At 64.2% G+C, this 18,987-nt stretch carries 7 protein-coding genes and 2 pseudogenes; 3 read left to right on the forward strand and 6 right to left on the reverse strand.

The features are described 5' to 3' along the window. Positions 1 to 7: 7 nt before the first annotated feature. The 4 genes from MJ643_RS10250 to MJ643_RS10265 form a co-directional block, all read right to left on the reverse strand. On the reverse strand, positions 8 to 871 hold the full coding sequence (locus MJ643_RS10250) for a sensor domain-containing diguanylate cyclase (RefSeq protein ID WP_024086776.1): 864 nt from the start codon (positions 869 to 871) through the stop codon (positions 8 to 10). Between the two features lie 166 nt (positions 872 to 1,037). Further along, positions 1,038 to 2,366, reverse strand: coding sequence for a TolC family outer membrane protein (locus MJ643_RS10255; protein ID WP_023663258.1), 1,329 nt, complete (start codon positions 2,364 to 2,366; stop codon positions 1,038 to 1,040). 1 nt (position 2,367) lies between these two features. Continuing rightward, positions 2,368 to 3,708 carry an HlyD family type I secretion periplasmic adaptor subunit gene (locus tag MJ643_RS10260; protein ID WP_023663259.1) on the reverse strand — a complete coding sequence of 447 codons (1,341 nt, stop codon included), beginning with the start codon at positions 3,706 to 3,708 and terminating at the stop codon, positions 2,368 to 2,370. A gap of 6 nt (positions 3,709 to 3,714) precedes the next feature. Further along, complete coding sequence (locus MJ643_RS10265; RefSeq protein WP_024086777.1) at positions 3,715 to 5,451, reverse strand: type I secretion system permease/ATPase; 1,737 nt, start codon at positions 5,449 to 5,451, stop codon at positions 3,715 to 3,717. 544 nt (positions 5,452 to 5,995) lie between these two features. Between MJ643_RS10265 and MJ643_RS10270 the strand changes: the two genes are divergently transcribed. The 3 genes and pseudogenes from MJ643_RS10270 (at position 5,996) to MJ643_RS10280 (ending at position 17,746) form a co-directional block, all read left to right on the forward strand. Next, a complete protein-coding gene (locus MJ643_RS10270) occupies positions 5,996 to 16,753 on the forward strand; it encodes a peroxidase family protein (protein ID WP_247726789.1) in 10,758 nt (3,585 codons plus the stop codon). A 197-nt stretch (positions 16,754 to 16,950) separates the two neighbouring features. After that, positions 16,951 to 17,166, forward strand: a pseudogene (locus MJ643_RS10275) (LysR family transcriptional regulator); the annotation flags it as partial. A 94-nt stretch (positions 17,167 to 17,260) separates the two neighbouring features. Further along, on the forward strand, positions 17,261 to 17,746 hold the full coding sequence (locus MJ643_RS10280; protein WP_085721581.1) for an isochorismatase family cysteine hydrolase: 486 nt from the start codon (positions 17,261 to 17,263) through the stop codon (positions 17,744 to 17,746). Between the two features lie 311 nt (positions 17,747 to 18,057). Here the strand turns inward: MJ643_RS10280 and MJ643_RS10285 are convergent. Continuing rightward, a pseudogene (locus MJ643_RS10285) lies at positions 18,058 to 18,270 on the reverse strand (hypothetical protein); the annotation flags it as partial. Then, complete coding sequence (locus MJ643_RS10290) at positions 18,267 to 18,965, reverse strand: pirin family protein (RefSeq protein WP_013972071.1); 699 nt, start codon at positions 18,963 to 18,965, stop codon at positions 18,267 to 18,269. The pseudogene MJ643_RS10285 and the gene MJ643_RS10290, both read right to left, overlap by 4 nt. Positions 18,966 to 18,987: the final 22 nt, after the last annotated feature.

An 18,987-nucleotide genomic window follows, 5' to 3' on the forward strand; every position in this document is an offset into this window, starting at 1 on the left:
CTGGTATTCAGCTGGCCGCAGCGCGCTGTCGCTTGATCCGGTACATATCGCCATCAGCATGGCGCAGCAGCATGTCGGCATCATTGCCGTCTTCGGGGAAACGGGCCACGCCAATGCTGCAGGACGGCGCTCCGATGCCTGCAAACTCGGCGCCGAGTGGCTCGGCCATGGCTGCCAGGATGCGTGCCACCTGCTCGGCAATGGCCTTTGGCGAGGCGTAGTCGGTCAACAGCACGGTGAACTCGTCACCGCCCATCCGCGCCACTGTATCGGTCGCCCCAACGCAACCTTCCAGGCGCCGCGCCAGAATGCACAGCACCCGGTCCCCCACACTGTGGCCGTGGTTGTCGTTGATATCCTTGAAGTCATTGATATCGATGAACAGCAACGCCAGCGGGTGGTTGTGGTGCCGGGCCGCGACAAGTGCGGTGCCCAGCCGCTCATTGAACATGGCCCGGTTGGCCAGGCGAGTCAGCGGGTCATGGTGGGCCAGGAAACGCAATTCTTCCTCGGCCTGGTGTTGGGCGGTGATATCCCGCGCTACACCAATGCGGGCATTGGCCTCATCGGACCAGGAGGCCGACCACAGGATATGCACGATACTGCCATCCTTGCGGATGTAGCGGTTACGGAAGTCGTAATGGGGTTGGCCGCTCATCACCCGTACGATCGACGCGCGGGTAATCGCCAGGTCGTCAGGGTGCATGTAGTCGGTGATCGGGGTGCCGATCAGCTCGCAGGCCTGGTAGCCCAGCAGCGCCTCGCAGGCATCGCTGACGAAAATGATCTGGTTGCCCCTGTCGACCACGAACACCGTGTCCAGCATCAGGTGGATCAGCCTGGGGTATAACGCTTGCAGGTCTACGGGCATGGGGCATGGCGTCCGCGGCGGGGTCACCGATCATAGCCTGAAATGGAGAAAAATGCGGTAGGCGCCGCTGTGGGAGCGGGCATGCCCGCGAACACCGGCGCAGCCGGTGCCATACACCGCGTCGCCTGCTTCGCGGGCATGCCCGCTCCCACAGGGCCGCCGATAGTCAGTTGCTTACTACCAGTTCCGGCCCGAGGTAATCGTTGATTTGCTGGATATCGTCATCTCCCAGGCTGCCCACCGACGATGCCAGGCGCAGCCGCGACATCAGGTAGTTCAGCTTCGCCTCGAACAGGTCATGCCGGGCGTCAAAAAGCAATTCCTCGGCATTGAGCACATCCGAGTTGGTGCTGGTGCCGCCCTCCCTGAAGCCCTTGCGGGCCGAAAGCAGCGAGCGTTCGTTGGATGCCACGGCCTTTTCCAGCGCCTGGATGCGCAAGGCGCCACTCTGTACACCGCGATACTCGCGGGTGGTGTCGGAGATCACTTCCTGGCGCGTGGCATCCAGTTCATCCAGTGCCTTGGAACTGTTGGCGCTGGCCTGGCGGGTGAGGGCGCTGGTGCTGCCGCCGCTGTATAGCGGAATGTTCAGCTCCAGCCCGATCGAGCTGTAGTGGTTGCGCTGGTTCAGTTCGGAGATCGACTGGCTGCTGCCGGCGGTATAGCCCGCCACGAAATCCAGGGTCGGCCAGTGCCCGGCGCGGGCGCGTTTCACTTCTTCTTCGGCCAGCTCGTAGTTGTGCCGGCGCGCATGGATCAACGGGCTGTCGGCCTGGGCCTTGACCAGCCAGTCCTGCAGGTTGCCCGGCATCAGCGGCGGTGTGTTGAAGCCCGGCTGCAAGGTGGTCAGCGACTCCGGCGTTTCACCAATGTATTCCTCCAGCTTGCGGCGGGCGTTGACCAGGTTGTCCTGGGCCTCGATCAGGTCGGCCTCGGCCAGGTCGCGACGGGCTATCGACTCGTCGATGTCGGTGATGGTGCCGGCGCCCAGCTCCATGCGCCGCTTTGCCGACGCCAGCTGCTCTTCGAAGGCATTCAGCTTGGCCTTGGCCAGGGTGATGGTTTCGCTGGCCAGCAGCACGTCGAAGTAGGCATCGGCCAGGCGCACCGCAGCGTCCTGGGTCTTGGCATCGAACACCGCCACGCTGTAGTCGGCACGTTGCTGGCCCTGATGGTATTCGGCCATCTTCTGCTTGTTGAACAGCGGTTGGCGCAACCGCACGTTGGCACCCTTGGAGTCATAGTCCAGGTCGTTGTCCCGGCCACTCTGACGTTGGCTGCCATTGACCTTGTTGAAGTAACCCACAGCGTTGATCTGCGGCAGCAGGCCGGCCTGGCCGATGGCGCGGTTCTCGCTGCCGGCTTCTTTCTCGTGCACCGCGGCGCGGTAGATCGGGCCCTGGTATTGCAGCAGGTCCCAGGCTTGCTTCAGGTCCATGGCACTGGCCTGTACGGACAACCCCAACAGGCACAACATCAGGCACGGGCGATTCATGTCATTGCTCCTTGAACGAGGCGTCCACGCGTTCGAGCATCGGCTTGAGCAGGTAGCTGAGCAGGTTGCGCTCGCCGGTCTTGATGGTGACGGTGGCCGGCATCCCGGGGCGGATATGGTTGCTGCCCAGCAGGGCCATGCCGTCCTGCGTCACTTCCACCTGGGCCAGGTAATACGGCTGCTTGCTTTCTTCGTCCATCAGGCGGTCGGCGGAGATGGTCTTGACCCGCCCCGGGATATTCGGCGTCTTCGCATGGTTGAAGGCCGGGAAGGCCAGGTCCACGTCCAGGCCCGGCACCATCTTGTCGATGGCCTGCACCGGGATCATCGCGTCCACCTGCAACGGCTGGTCGAGCGGTACCACCTCCATGATCTTGGCCCCTGGCTGGATGATGCCGCCGACCGTGGCGATGCTCAGGGCCTGGACCATGCCGTCGATCGGCGAGCGGATCACCGTATGGGTCACTTCGTAGTCCAGCGCGCGCAGGCGATCGGCCAGGGTGGTGTTCTCCTTGGCGGTATCGGTCAGCTGTGATTCCACTTCCTTGAGGTAGTCGTGCTGGCGTTGCAGGATGCGCAGCTTGATCTCGGTGGCCTGGCTGCGCGCCCGGGCAATGTTGTTGAGGTTTTCGGCCTGACCGGCGGACAGGTCGGCATTGTTGCGCTCCAGCTCCAGCAGGCGATTGCGTGGTACATAGCCTTCGGCGGCGAGCACGCGTGTGCCTTGCAGTTCCTGGTTGAGGAAGCCGATCTGCGAGGCGCGGGCGCCATACACCTGCTGCAGGCCCTTGAGCTGCACCGCCGTGGCAGCCAGGTTTTCCTCGAGGATGCTCAGTTCGCCAGCCAGGCCCGCGCGGCGGGTGTCCAGCAGGCGCTGTTGCAGGTCCATCGCTGCCAGCAGGCGCGGGTCGCCGCCGTAGTGCTTGAGCAGGGCAGGGTCGAAGGTGACCTGGTCGCGGCCATCGCGCTCGGCTTCCAGGCGGTTCTCCACGGTCTTGCTGACGATGTACTGGGCACTGACCGCACCCTGTTCGGCCACCGCGCGCAGGGCGTCCAGGCGTACCACCTCCTGGCCTTTCTTCACAACATCGCCTTCACGCACCAGGATCGCCTCGACCGTGCCACCGGTCAGGTGCTGCACGGCCTTGCGGTTGCTGCTGACCTTGACGGTACCGGTGGCGACCACACCGGCATCCAGCGGCGCCAGGCCCGACCACAGCAGGAAACCGCCAAAGCCGGCGGCGACCAGCCACACGCCCCAGCGTGCCGGCCGATGAATGTCCAGGTCGATCTCGTTGCGAGCCTCGGCGGGAATCAACTCGGTGTGTTGGGTCATCTGCATGATCGGTCACTCCCGTACTTTTACCGACGCCAGCGGCGCAGCGGTCGCCGTCGGGATCACGCTGGCCTTGCGCAGCGCCGCGAACACTTCGTCGCGGCTGCCGAGCATGTGCACGGCACCGTCACGCAGCATCAGCACCTTGTCGACCGCGCACAGCACATTGGGCCGGTGGGAAATCAGGATTACCGTGGCCCCGCGTGCCTTGAGTTCGGCCAGCGCATCGACCAGGGCCTTTTCGCCAACGTCATCGAGGTTGGCGTTGGGCTCGTCCAGCACCACCAGGTTCGGCTCGCCATACAACGCGCGGGCCAGGGCGATGCGTTGCTTCTGGCCACCGGACAGCGGGCTGCCGTCGGCTGCCAGTCGGGTGTCGTAGCCCTGCGGGAAGCGCAGGATCATGTCGTGCACACCGCTGCTGCGGGCGGCGCGGATCACTGCTTCGCTGTCCACTTCGGCAAAGCGTGCGATGTTTTCGGCGATGGTGCCCTCGAACAACTCCACGTCCTGTGGCAGGTAACCGAGCCACGGGCCAAGTTCGGCCTTGTTCCAGGTGAAGATGTCGGCGCCGTCCAGGCGCACCTTGCCGGCCTGGGTCGGCCACACGCCTACCAGCAGGCGGGCGAGGGTGGATTTGCCCGAAGCCGACGGGCCGATGATGCCCAGGCTTTCACCCGGGACCAGGCTGAAGCTGACCCCGCGCACGATGCTGTTGCTGGTGCCGGGAGCACCGGCGACCACGTTTTCCACGGCCAGCATGCCCATTGGCCGTTGCAGCGACATGCTTGGTGGCCGCTGCGGGTAGTCGTGCAGCAGGTCGTTGAGCCGGCCCCAGGCGGAACGGCTGCCTTGTAGTTGCTTCCACGCGGCGATCACCTGTTCTACCGGGGCCAGGGCGCGGCCGGTGAGGATCGAGCAGGCAATCATCATGCCGGGGGTGATCTTGCCTTCGATCGCCAGCAGTGCGCCGGCACCGAGGATCACCGATTGCAAGGTAATGCGCACGAAGCGCCCGGTGCTACTGATGATCGCCGCGCGGTCGGAGGCCAGGGTCTGCATCTGCAGGATGCGCAAATGGCCCTGAAACCAGCGCTTGCCGATCGCTGGCAGCATGCCCATGGCTTCGATCACTTCGGCGTTGCGCAGGTTGTTGTTGGCGTAGCTGGCCGAGGACAGTGCCGCCTGGTTGGCCTCGGCCAAGGGTTTTTGCGTGGCCTTCTCGGTTAGGTAGGCCAGGCCCACCAGGATCAGCGAACCGATCAACGTCACCAGCCCCAGCAGTGGGTGGATCAGGTAGCAGACCAGCAGGTAGATCGGCGTCCACGGGGCATCGAAGAAGGCGAACAGGCCGTTGCCGGTGAGAAACTGCCGTACCTGGGTCAGGTCCTGCAAGGCCTGGGCCGGGTTGCCGCCGGCGCGGCTCAGGTTGCGTTCGAAGGCAGCGCTGAAGATGCGTCGGTTCAGATCCATGTCGAGGAAGTTGCCGACCCGGATCAGTACGCGGGTGCGGACCATCTCCAGGGCCGACATCAGCATGAACAGGCCGATCACCAGCAAGGTGAGCATGGTCAGGGTGGTGACGTTGCGGCTGACCAGGGCGCGGTCGTACACCTGCAACATATAAATAGCTGGCGTCAACATCATGACGTTAATGACGCCGCTGAAGGCGGCCAGGGCAAAAAAGCTGCGGCGCAGGCGGAACAGCACGTCGGCCAGCTCGGAACGAGTGCGTGGTGGCTTGTGCATCGGGGCCTCCCTTTATCACAAACGGGAAGCCCTTGCGGCGGCCCGTACAGCGGTAGTTGTGGCTTCTGGTCGGCTCGCAGGCGGGTCGCTCTGAGGGCGAATGGTCCAAAACGCTGCGCTGCTCCCACATGCTGGAGCGTAGGTTGCAGTAAAACACTCGGTAATATCTTTTTGCTCTATAAAATCTTTGAACTTTTCATAAGTGCCGTGAAAACAGTAAGTTGTATAGCGCTGTCAGCGTTGCGTGAATTTTTGACGGGATATTGACAAGGTTTTCTTCTACGACTTTAGTCTGATGTATTCGGACCCTGTGCGAGCTGGGGTCGATGTGTGTGCGGTGCCTACCTGTATCGCACCATTTACAAGGTTCCCGCCATTCCTGTGGGAGCCGGCTAACCGGCGATGAGGCCAGTGGCGATAACGCAGCACCGTAGTGCCCAACTGCCCCAGAACCCAGAATCAGAACTGCGCACGTCACATTGACTGGGCGCGGGAAGGACCCTGTTGCCCTGAGTCATCTCCCGACAGATCGAGGGCAATTGAAATGGCAGATTTCAGCAAGTCGGACCTGGAGTTCATCCTTCAGCAGATCTTCATCGCCGAAGCGCATGCCGATGGCGCCAGCCTGATCGACCTGCTGCCCAACAGCCAGGTGCCGTTCGGCCTGCGTACCGTGGACGGCAGCTACAACAACCTGGTGACCGGGCAGAGCGAGTTCGGCGCCGCCGACAATTCGTTCCTGCGCCTGCTCAGCCCATCCTTCACCGGCGACTATGCCGGCACCGGCACGGTCATCGACTCGCAACCACGCACCATCAGCAACCTGATCGTCGACCAGACGGCGAACAACCCGGCAGCGGTCGAAGCCAATGGCGGCGCCGCCCCGGTGATCAGCCCCGGCATCGACGGGGTATTCGGCACCGCTGACGACACGGAGGTGTTCTTCATCCCCAACGTGTCGCCCGACGTCGGCCTGACCGCCGGCTTCAACGCCTGGATGACCTTCTTCGGCCAGTTCTTCGACCACGGCCTGGACCTGGTCACCAAGAGCAGCACCGACGTCGTGTTCATCCCGCTGCAGCCGGACGACCCGCTGTACGTCGAAGGTAGCCCGACCAACTTCATGGTGCTGCCGCGCGCGGTGCGTACTGCAGGCGCCGATGGTGTGGTGGGTACTGCCGACGATGGCCAGACCAACACTACCTCGCCGTTCGTCGACCAGAGCCAGACCTACAGCTCGCACCCCTCGCACCAGGTGTTCCTGCGTGAATACACGCTCAATGCCGCAGGCGACCCGGTAGCCACCGGGCGGTTGATCACCAACCGTGACCTGGGCGCCGATGGCCGCTTCGGCACCGCCGACGATGGCAATGGTGAAAGCGGTGGCATGGCCACCTGGGCAGTGGTCAAGGCCCAGGCCCGCGACCTGCTGGGTATCAACCTGACCGACGCCGATGTGCACAGCGTGCCACTGCTGGCCACCGACCCCTACGGCAACTTCCTGCGTGGGCCCAACGGCATGCCACAGGTGGTGATGCGCGTGAACAATGGTGCCGACGGCATTGCCGGTACCGCCGACGACGTCACCACGCTGGTCGAAGGCAACCGCGACGCGCCTATCAGCCTGGCCAATGCCGTGAGCACCGGGCATGGCTTCCTTGACGACATCGCCCACAACGCCGCGCCGGTGATCGTGAACGGTGTGCTGCAGGCCGACGCCGATATTGCCGTCGGCAACGCGCAGCCAACCGGGCCTGGCGGCAATAACCTGACCTATGACAACGAACTGCTCGACGCCCACTACATCGCCGGCGACGGCCGGGTGAACGAGAACATCGGCCTGACCGCCGTGCACCACGTGTTCCACTCCGAGCACAACCGCCTGGTGCAGCAGACCAAGGACACCCTGCTGGCCGCCGGCGACCTGGCGTTTCTCAACCAGTGGCTGATCGATGATGTCGCTGCCATCCCCACCACGCCCGCCGAAATCGCCGCGCTGGTATGGGACGGCGAGCGGCTGTTCCAGGCTGCCAAATTCGGCACCGAAATGCAGTACCAGCACCTGGTGTTCGAGGAGTTCGCCCGCACCATTCAGCCGCAGATCGACGAGTTTCTCGCCCCCAACGGCTATGACACCTCGATCGACCCGGCCATCCTCGCCGAGTTCGCCCACGTGGTTTACCGCTTCGGCCACTCGATGCTGACCGAAACCGTCGACCGCTACGACCCGACGTTCGCCACGGTGAATGACGACCCGCAGCTGGGCCTGATCGCTGCCTTCCTCAACCCGCTGGCATTCGCCGGCAGTGGCGCCACTGCCGATGAAGCGGCCGGTGCGATCATCCGCGGTGTCACCCGCCAGTTGGGCAACGAAATCGACGAGTTCGTCACCGAAGCGCTGCGCAACAACCTGCTCGGCCTGCCGCTGGACCTGCCTGCGCTGAACATCGCGCGTGGCCGTGACACCGGCATCCCCACCCTGAACGAGGCGCGCCGCGAGTTCTACGCCATGACTGGCGACAGCCAGCTCAAGCCCTACATCAGCTGGGCCGACTTTGCCGACCACCTCAAGCACCCGGCGTCGCTGATCAACTTCATCGCCGCCTACGGTACCCACGCCACCATCACCGGGGCGGACACCGAAGCGGCCAAGCGCGCCGCTGCCGTGGCGCTGGTGCTTGGCGGTGACGGCGCGCCAGCAGACCGCCTGGACTTCCTCAACGGCACCGGCGCCTATGCCAACGTGACACTGGCCGGTGCCGACGGCATCGCCGGCACCGCCGATGACATCACCGGGGTGACCGTGACCGGTGTCGATGCCATCGACTTCTGGGTCGGCGGCCTGGCCGAGAAGAAAATGCCGTTCGGCGGCATGCTCGGCTCCAGCTTCAACTTCGTCTTCGAAACCCAGCTGGAAGCCCTGCAGAACGGCGATCGGTTCTACTACCTGTCGCGTACGGCGGGCATGAACTTCGGCACCGAACTGGAGAACAACTCCTTCGCCAAGCTGATCATGCTCAACTCCGATGTCACCCACCTGTCCAACACCGTGTTCCTCACGCCCACCTTCACCCTGGAAGTGGACCAGACCAAGCAGTTCACCGGCCTGGGCGCCGACGGCCGGGCCGACCCGACGGGCGGCATCATGATCAACGGTGTCGAAGTGGTGTCGCAGGTGATTCGCGACAACCCCGATACCGTGGGCACCGACACCAACTTCTTGCATTACACCGGCAAAGACCACGTGGTGCTGGGCGGCACCGCTGGCAACGACATCATCATTTCCAGTGAGGGCGACGATACCCTCTACGGCGACGCCGGCAATGACACCCTGGAAGGCGGTGCGGGCAACGATGCGGTGCTGGGCGGTGCCGGTGATGACATCATCACCGACTCCTTCGGCGACAACCGCCTGGAAGGCAACGATGGCAACGACGTCATCGTTGCCGGCAGCATGCTGGCGGCCGGCAACCTGATCCTGGGCGGCAACGGCCAGGACTTCATCATCACCACCGAAGACATCAGCACCACCTTCGGCGGCCAGGGCGACGACTTCATTCTCGGCGCCAAGACCAACCTGCCACCGACCGGCAACGAGGGTGACGACTGGATCGAGAAGGGCACCCAGGACGGTGCGCCCGGCGACAACTTTGCGCCGCTGCTGGGTGACGAAGTGGTCGGCAACGACATCTTCGTCGGTGGTGGCGGCTTCGACGAAATGATAGGCGAGGGCGGCGATGACATCTTTGTCGGCAGCGATGCCCAGGACAAGATGGATGGCATGTCCGGTTTCGACTGGGTTACCAACAAGAATGACCAGGTCGGCGTCACCGTCGACCTGACCCTGGCCGCCCTGGCTCAGCCTCATGGCAACGCACCGAACCAGAACACCGGTATTTTCAACCCGGTCGGCGCCTCGCCGGCCTCCATCCTCGACCGCTTCGCCGAGGTCGAGGGCGTGTCCGGTTCGAACTTCGCCGATGTGCTCAAGGGCGATAATGTCGATGCCGTGACCATCCTCAACCATGGTGGTGCTACCGGTAGTGCGCTGACCAACGTGGCGCTGATCCGTGGCCTGCAGCAGTTCCTGGCCGATGCCGGGTTGCCGACCACCGGCTTTGCCACCGGTAACATCATGCTCGGCGGCAACGGCAGCGACCTGATCGAAGGCCGTGGCGGTGATGACCTGATCGACGGCGACAAGTGGCTCAACGTGCGCATCGCCGTGTACGCGCCGGGAGACGTCAACCACACCGGCCCTGAAATCGCCAGCTTCGACAGCATGGTCGACATGATTCCGTTCATGCTCGACCGTACCTACAACCCTGGCCAGCTCAAGGCCGTGCGGGAAATCCTGCCCGGCACCTCGACGGGTGGGGCGGCGTTCGACACGGCGGTGTTTTCGGGGGTGCAGAGCGAGTACACGGTGACGCAGAACACCAAAGGTACGCTGGACACTTCCGATGACGTCTGGACGGTGACCGACAACGTGGCCGGCCGCGATGGCGTCGATACCCTGCTGCACATCGAGCGCCTGCAGTTCGCAGACAGCCAGCGGGTGCTGGTGGAAGGGCTGAATGCGCAGCCTGTCGGCAGCCCGACCGTTACTGATAACAACGGCGGCGCGATTACCGTGGGTGACCTCCTTACGGTAAACGTGGCCGGCGTGCGGGATGCCGACAACATCAGCGCCGGCAACCCGCTTGGCACGCTCGCTGACCGTTCGGTGTCGTACTACTGGCAGTTCGAGGCCACCCCGGGCAGCGGTGTGTTCGAAGACATCATCCTGCTGCCGGCAGGCGACCTGGCGTTCCAGAGCGCCGACGGCACCACGTTCAAGGTGTCGCCGGACCTGGCCGGGTTGTCGTTGCGGGTCAAGGCGATCTACCAGGACGCCCATGGCACCACCGAAGTGCTGTTCTCCCAGCCCACCACCGTGGTGCAACCGGGCGCGCCTGTGGTACCGACGCCAGCCACGCCGGTGGTGGATGCCACGGCAGGCGGTGCCGGGCTGCACATGGTGCGCTCCGACCTCAACTTCATCCTCGAGCAAATCAAGATTGCCGAGGCCGACGCCAACGGGGCAGACATCCTCTCGCTGCTGCCCAACATCCGTGCGCCACTCGGCCTGCGGGCGGTGGATGGTTCGAACAACAACCTGATGAACCTCAACGGCATCAACAACACCGAGTTCGGTGCGGCCGATAACGTCTTCCCGCGCGTGACCGACCCGGTGTTCAACCCGGCCGAAGGTGCACCGGCCGGCTTCTTCGGCCCTGGCTCGCCGGCCATTCCGGGCTCGTCGTACCAGCAGACCAGTGGCCCGGTATTCGACTCGCAGCCGCGCACCATCAGTAACCTGATCGTCGACCAGACCTCCAACAACCCGGCGGCCTATGCCACCGCGTATGATCCGGGTGCGGACGGCGTGCTCAACTTCGGCGTCGAGGGCAATGACGACGTGCTCAAGGACGGCGTGCACATCGTCGCCAGCCCGGGCCTGGACGGCCAGTTCGGCACCGACGACGATCACGACGTTTACCTGTTCGAGAACACCGCCGCCGATGCCGGCCTGTCCGCGCCGTTCAACGCCTGGATGACCTTCTTCGGGCAGTTCTTCGACCATGGCCTGGACCTGGTCACCAAGGGGGGCTCGGGCACCATCTACATCCCGCTGCAACCGGATGACCCGCTGTACGTGGAGGGCGGTTTCACCAACTTCATGGTGGTGACACGTGCGACCAACCAGCCTGGGCCGGACGGCGTGCTTGGCACGGCCGACGACATCCACGAGCACACCAATACCACCTCGCCGTTCGTGGACCAGAACCAGACCTACAGCTCGCACCCCTCGCACCAGGTGTTCCTGCGCGGCTATGTGCTGACTGACGACGGGCCTATTGCCACCGGCCGGTTGATCACCAACCGGGACCTGGGCGCCGACGGCCGCTACGGTACCGCCGACGACACCGAAATTGGTGGCATGGCGATCTGGAAGGTGGTCAAGGCCCAGGCCCGTGACGTACTGGGCATCAACCTGACCGATGCCGATGTAGACAACGTGCCGCTGCTGGCGACCGATGCCTACGGCAACTTCATCAAGGGGCCCAACGGCTTCCCGATGGTGATCATGAAAGGTGCCGACGGCATTGCCGGCACGGCCGACGACCAGCAGGTCGAGGGCAACCCGCTGGCGCCGATCAGCCTGACCAACGCCGTGCGCACCGGTCACCAGTTCCTTGCCGACATCGCCCACAATGCCGTGCCGGTGTTCAGCAATGGCGTGCTGGTGCCTGATGCTGATACCGATGTCGGCAACGCCGTGCCGGTGAACCCGCAGACTGGCGCCAACCTGGCCTACGACAACGAGCTGCTCGATGCGCACTACATTGCCGGCGACGGCAGGGTCAACGAGAACATCGGCCTGACCGCCGTGCATGCGATCTTCCACTCCGAGCACAACCGGCTGGTGGCGCAGACCATGGACACCGTGCTCGACTCGGGTGACCTGGCCTTCATCAACGAGTGGCTGCTCAACCCGTTGAGCGCGCTGCCGGCTAACCAGGCCGAGATCGACGCACTGGTGTGGAATGGCGAGCGGCTGTTCCAGGCCGCCAAGTTCGGTACCGAGATGCAGTACCAGCACCTGGTGTTCGAGGAGTTCGCCCGTACCGTGCAGCCGCGGGTCGACTTGTTCTTCGCCCCGACCCAGGTGTATGACGTCGACCTCGATGCGTCGATCGTGGCCGAATTCGCCCACACCGTGTACCGCTTTGGCCACTCGATGCTGACCGAAACCGTCGACCGCTTCGACGTCGACTTCACCGTCATCAGTGACCCGGCCAGCGCCAACCCCGACCAGCAACTGGGCCTGATCGCGGCGTTCCTCAACCCGCTGGCGTATGCCGCCAGTGGCGTCACCCCCGAGGATGCCACCAGCGCCATCGTGCGCGGGGTAACCCGCCAGGCCGGTAACGAGATCGACGAGTTCGTCACCGAGGCGCTACGCAACAACCTGCTCGGCCTGCCGCTGGACCTGCCGGCGATCAACATCGCCCGTGGCCGCGACGTCGGTATCCCTTCGCTGAACGCCGTGCGCCGCGACATCTACGCGCAAACCGGCGATACCCAGCTCAAGCCGTACACCAGCTGGGTCGACCTGGTACAGCACCTGAAGCATCCGGAGTCGTTGATCAACTTCATCGCCGCCTACGGCACCCACAGCACCATCACCGGGGCCACCACGTTGCTGGAGAAACGCGCGGCGGCCATGGCCCTGGTGTTCGGCGGCGACGGCGCGCCAGCCGATCGCCTGGACTTCCTCAACAGCACCGGCGCCTACGCCAACGTCACCCTGCCTGGCAAGGATGGCGTGCTCGGCACCGTCGATGACCTGCGGGCAGTGACCGTGACCGGTGTCGATGCCATCGACCTGTGGATCGGTGGCCTGGCGGAGGCGAAAACCCCGTTCGGCGGCATGCTGGGCACCACGTTCAACTTCGTGTTCGAAAACCAGTTGGAGAAACTGCAGGACGGCGACCGCTTCTACTACCTGGAGCGCACCGCCGGCCTGTCGATGAATGCCGAGCTGGAAAGCAACTCGTTCGCCAAACTGATCATGGCCAACACCTCGGCCACCCACCTGCCGGGCCTGGTGTTCTCCGACGTTGGCTTCTACCTGGAAGTGGACCAGAGCAAGCAGTTCAACGAAGGCTTGGGCAATGCCGACCCACTGGGCGAAAACGGCGAGCAGGTGGTGTTCCGCGACAGCCCGCTGACAGTAGGCCCGGACACCAACTACATCCGCTACGCCGGTGACCAGCACATTGTGCTGGGTGGCACCAACGGTGACGACATCCTGGTTTCCAGCGAGGGTGACGACACTGTCTGGGGCGATGGCGGCAACGACCGCATCGAGGGTGGCGACGGCAACGACCAGCTGCGTGGTGGTGCCGGCGACGACATCATCAGCGACATGGGTGGTGACGACAACATCCAGGGCGGCGACGGCAACGATGTGCTGCACGGCGGTAATGGCATCAACCTGATCATCGGCGGTTTCGGCAACGACTTCATCGTTACCGGTGAGGACGCCTCCGAAGCCATTGGCGGCCAGGGCAACGACTTCATCCTGGGCAGCAAGGCCAACGAGCAGGACATGGGCAACGAAGGTGACGACTGGATCGAGAAGGGTACCTCGGACGGTGCGCCTGGCGACAACTTCGACCCGCTCGGCAACGACCCGATCATCGGCAACGACGTGTTCATCGGTGGCAACGAGAACGACAAGTTCAACGGTGAAGGCGGTGACGACATCATGGTCGGCAGCCTGGGCTTCGGTGACCGCTACATCGGTGGTTCCGGCTACGACTGGGCAACCTTCAAGGGCCTGGCCCAGGGCGTGACTGTCGACTTCAGCGACCGCTTCTTCGATGTGCCGCCGGTACCGGGTTCGGGCGCGTCTGCGCTGGTGCGCTTCGACATCATGGAAGGCCTGTCGGGGTCGGCTCATGGCGACTTCCTGCGTGGTGACAGCGAAACCTCTGCCACCTTGCCGACCAATGGCGCCAACGGCAGCGTACTGACCAACATCAGCCTGATCAATGGCCTGTCCAGCCTGCTGGCCGCCGGTGCAACGTTCTACGATGGTGGCAACATCATCCTCGGTGGCAGTGGTAGCGATCTGATCGAAGGCCGCGGCGGCGACGACATCCTCGACGGTGACAAGTGGCTGAACGTGCGCATCAGCGTGCGCGCCAACAGCGACGGCACTGGCCCGGAAATCGCCAGCTACGACAGCATGGAGCCGATGGTGCCGCTGATGCTCAATGGCACCTACAACCCGGGCCAGCTGGTGATCGTTCGCGAAATCCTCAACGGCACCGACAGCTACGACACGGCGGTGTACTCGGGGGTGGCCAGCGACTACAGCGTGGTAGTCGATGGCAACTCGGTGATCGTCACCGACTCGGTGGCCGGGCGTGATGGTGTCGACCGCCTGACCGGCATCGAGCGCCTGCAGTTCTCGGATAGCTCGCAAGCTTCCGGTGTGGGTACCGCCGTCAACGCCGGCCCCACCGGTAGCCTGGTGATCCTTGACGCTGCCACCGGCGTGCGTGACGACACACCGGTAAGCGGCCAGCTGCTGCGGGTTACCCCGCTGGCGGTACATGACGCGGACAATGTCAGCGCAACCAACCTGACCGGTGCGATCACCGGCCCGGTGGCGTACTACTGGCAAGTAGAGACCCTGCCAGGTTCGGGGGTCTATGAAGACATCACCTTCGTTGCTGCCGGCGAGGTTTCGCGAGCTGTCGGTACCACCTACCGGGTCACGGACGATGTGGCGGGGCTGAACATCCGCGTACGCGCGGTGTACCAGGACACCAAGGGCACGCTGGAAATCGTCGATTCGGCGCCGAACAACGCGCCGACTGCCGGGCCTACCGTGACCGGGCTGCTGGTGCAGAACCAGACGCTCACCGCCAACCCGGCAACCATTGTCGATGCCGACGGCCTGAGCAACCCGCGGTTCACCTTCCAGTGGCAGTCCAACCGGGGTACCGGCTGGGTCGACATTGCTGGCGCCATCAACAGCACCTTCCTCCTTACCCAGAACCAGGTGGGGCAGAACATGCGGGTGGTGGTCAGCTACGTGGATGACTTCGGTGTGCAGGAAAGCATTGCCTCCGACATCCTCGACCCGGTGGCCAACGTCAACGATGCGCCCACTGGTGCCGTGCTGATCAGCGACACCACGCCAGACCAGGGCCAGACGCTGACCGCGCTCACCGGCAGTATCGCCGACCTGGATGGGCTGGGCGCGTTCAGCTTCCAGTGGCAGCAGAACATTGGCGGCACCTTCAGCAACATCGCGGGTGCCACTGCTGCAACCTTCACTCCGGGCTTCGAACAGGGTAACCGGCAGTTGCGGGTGGTCGTGAGCTACACCGACGCCTTCGGCACCCTGGAATCGCTGACCTCGGCAGCGACTGCGGCGGTGGTGCCGCCGGCAGGCGTGGTGCTGGTCGGTACTGCCGGGGCCAACACCCTGACCGGTGGTGCGGGCAATGACACGCTCTCGGGGCTGGGCGGCAACGATGTGCTCAACGGCCTTGGCGGCGCCGACCAACTGTTCGGCGGTGATGGTAACGACATCCTCAACGGGGGTAACGACCCCGACAGCCTCGACGGCGGTGCCGGCAACGACACCCTCAACGGCGGGCTTGGTGCGGATGCCATGGTTGGCGGTGCAGGCAACGATACCTTCGTGGTCGACAACCTCGGCGATACCGTGAGCGAGGCGCTGAACGGCGGTGTCGACCTGGTGCAGACCACCCTTGCCAGCTACACCCTGGGTGCCAACGTCGAAAACCTGACCTTTACCGGGGCAGGCAACTTCACGGGTACCGGCAACACGCTGGCCAACACCATCACCGGTGGTGCTGGCAATGACCTGCTCGATGGCGGTGCCGGTATCGACCGCCTGGTCGGTGGCCTGGGCGACGACACCTATGTGGTGGACAACGCCGGGGATGTAGTGGTCGAGGCTACGGCTGGTGGTACGGATACCGTGCGTGCCACGGCGGCCAGCTACACGCTGGGTGCCAACGTCGAGAACCTGACCTACATCGGGGCGGGCAACTTCACCGGTACCGGCAATGGCTTGGCGAACATCATTACCGGCGCGGCGGGTAACGACACCCTCAACGGCGATGGCGGCAACGACCAGTTGCTCGGTGGCCTGGGCAGCGACACCCTGAACGGTGGCGCTGGCAACGACACCCTCGACGGCGGCGCCGGTAACGACTCGCTGTTCGGGGACGCCGGCAACGATAACCTGCAGGGTGGTGCCGGCGATGACAACCTTGACGGCGGCAACGGCGTCGATGTGCTGCAGGGTGGCGATGGCAACGACACGCTGTTTGGTGACGTTGGCAATGACACCTTGCAGGGCGGTGCCGGCAATGACTTCCTCAACGGTGCGGCGGGTAACGATACCGTCGTGGGCGGTGCCGGCAACGACACGATGATGGCCACCGATGGCAATGATGTCTTCCAGTTCGCTGCCGGCTTCGGCAATGACCTGATCATCAACTTCGACGCAGTCCCGCAGGGTGGCCAGGACCGGCTGGATATCTCTGCCCTCAACATTACCGCGGCCACCTTTGCCGCCAACGTCACCATCGCCGATGTCGGCAATGACACGCTGGTCAGCATCGGTGCTACCGACTCCATCCGCCTGGTGGGGGTGGCGGATGCAACCACGGTGACCGTAGCGGACTTCAACCTGGCAGGTTGAGGGCCTGGGAGGACGCAGCAAGGGCCGCTCTGCGGCCCATTCGCGGGCAAGCCCGCTCCCACAGGGATATCACTGCCCTCAGGCTTGGTGATACCCCTGTAGGAGCGGGCTTGCCCGCGAAGAGGTTGGTTCAGGCAACAGATAACTCACAGATACCCCACAATACTCAGCCCTGTGGAGAACCTGTGGGAGTAACCTGCATCGTGTTACGCCAGAATGACGCCGCGTTCGGTATCTGGCGGCTGAGCCGCGGCAAGCAGAGCGAGTCGGTGAAGGTGCATGGCAGCCTCAGCACCAATGATGACGAGGTCGCCCTGAACTGGGCGCTGGACGGGCAGGGTATCCTGTTGCGGGCCGAGTGGAGCCTGGCCGATCACCTGCGCAGCGGGCGCCTGGTGGAAGTGCTTGGCGATCGCCAGGGGGACAACCTGGCAGCGTGGCATTGAGGCCTTTCCCACAGGCGATCGCGTTATACTCCGCGCCTTTGCCCATGCCCGGAATCCGCCCATGCGCCAGGTTTTGCTCATTGTCGATGTCCAGTCCACCTTCAGCCCGCCCGAGTGGCTGGTCGATGGCCTGCGTCGGTTGTCGGCCAACATCCCCACCATTGCCTCGGTCGAGTTGCACGATGAACAGGTCACGCCGTTCGAGCGCCAGCTTGGCTGGCACCCGGCGGCGGAGGACGAGAGCCTGGTCGAAGCTGACCAGGTGTTCGTCAAGCATGGCTACGGGCAGAGCGCAGAGGCCATCGAGTACATCCGGCAACTGGGCGTGGAGAGGGTGCTGGTATGTGGGTTGCAGACCGAAACTTGCGTGCTGGCCGCCGGTTTTGCCCTGTTCGATGCGGGGCTGATGCCCACCCTGGTCACGGACATGACTGTAGGGTCTTCGCTGGACAGGTCGGGCAAGCTGGGCACCGACCTGTGGAAGCATCACTTCCGCCAGGTCACCACCTCGGCCGAGGTGCTCGCTGAACTGGCCGCACGAGGCTAGTGCATGTCGTCATGATGCGGGGTAGCTTTAGCCGCGAAGAATCCAACGCGGAGCATGGCACCGGCTGCGCCGATGTTCGCGGCTTCAGCCGCTCCCACAGAGTCCCTGCTAATTCAATGAGTCGTGTGCAGTTCTGTGGAAGAGTGCCCAGCCCTTTGGGCTGCGCTGTTGCATAGGGAACAATGTTCGAGAGCGTGTCACATTCCCTTGTGGGAGCGGGCGCGCCCGCGAAGCAGGCGACGCGGAGGATGGCACCGGCTCCGCCGGTGTTCGCGGGATTGCCCGCTCCCACAGGGTCCCTGCTAATTCAATTAGGCATGTGCAGTTCTGTGGGAGCGGCCTTGTGTCGCGAAAGGGCTGCAAAGCAGCCCCGGCAATCTCAAGCCGTTTGCAAGGCCCGCGGCCGCTGGCCTGAAGTCGAACACCACCCGCGCCACACCGCCCTCGAGCCGTTCCACCTCGCCCACCAACCCGTCGCGGGTAGCATGGGCAAAGTCATCCCACAGGTACGCGTCACCCGTCAGGCCACATCCACCAGCACGATCTCGCTGTCCTCGATGGCGGTCACCCGCAGCACCTCCTCCTGCTCGATCGCCACGCCATCGCGCGCCTTGGCCCGCAGCCCGTTGACCTCCACCAGCCCCTTGGCCGGCACCAGGTAACCCCGGCGAGCGGTATCGAAGCGGTACTCGGCAGTTTCACCGGCCCGCAGGGTGGCAGCCACCAGCCGCGCATCGGTGCGGATCTGCAGGCTGTCCTCATCGCCCGCACGGCCGCTGGCCAGGGTCACGAAGCCTTCGCCACGCTCACCTTTGGGGAACGGCCGGGTACCCCATTGCGGTGCTTCGCCGGTGCGCTCCGGCACGATCCAGATCTGGAAAATACGCGTGTCGACGTCTTCCAGGTTGTACTCGCTATGCACGATGCCAGTGCCGGCGCTCATCACCTGCACGTCACCGGCTTCGGTACGGCCTTTGTTACCCAGGCTGTCCTGGTGACTGATCGCGCCTTCACGCACATAGGTGATGATTTCCATGTCGCGGTGCGGGTGCGGCGGGAAGCCGCTGCCAGCAGCGATCAGGTCGTCGTTCCACACCCGCAGGTTGCCCCAGTGCATGCGCGCCGGGTCGTAGTACTCGGCAAACGAGAAATGGTGGTGGGCGTCGAGCCAGCCGTGGTTGGCGTGGCCGAGGCTTTCGAACGGTCGCAGTTGCAGCATGGTCGTGCTCCTTGAATCAGTG

The sequence above is a fragment of the Pseudomonas sp. PNPG3 genome (assembly GCF_023093815.1).
GTDB classification, from domain to species: domain Bacteria; phylum Pseudomonadota; class Gammaproteobacteria; order Pseudomonadales; family Pseudomonadaceae; genus Aquipseudomonas; species Aquipseudomonas asiatica.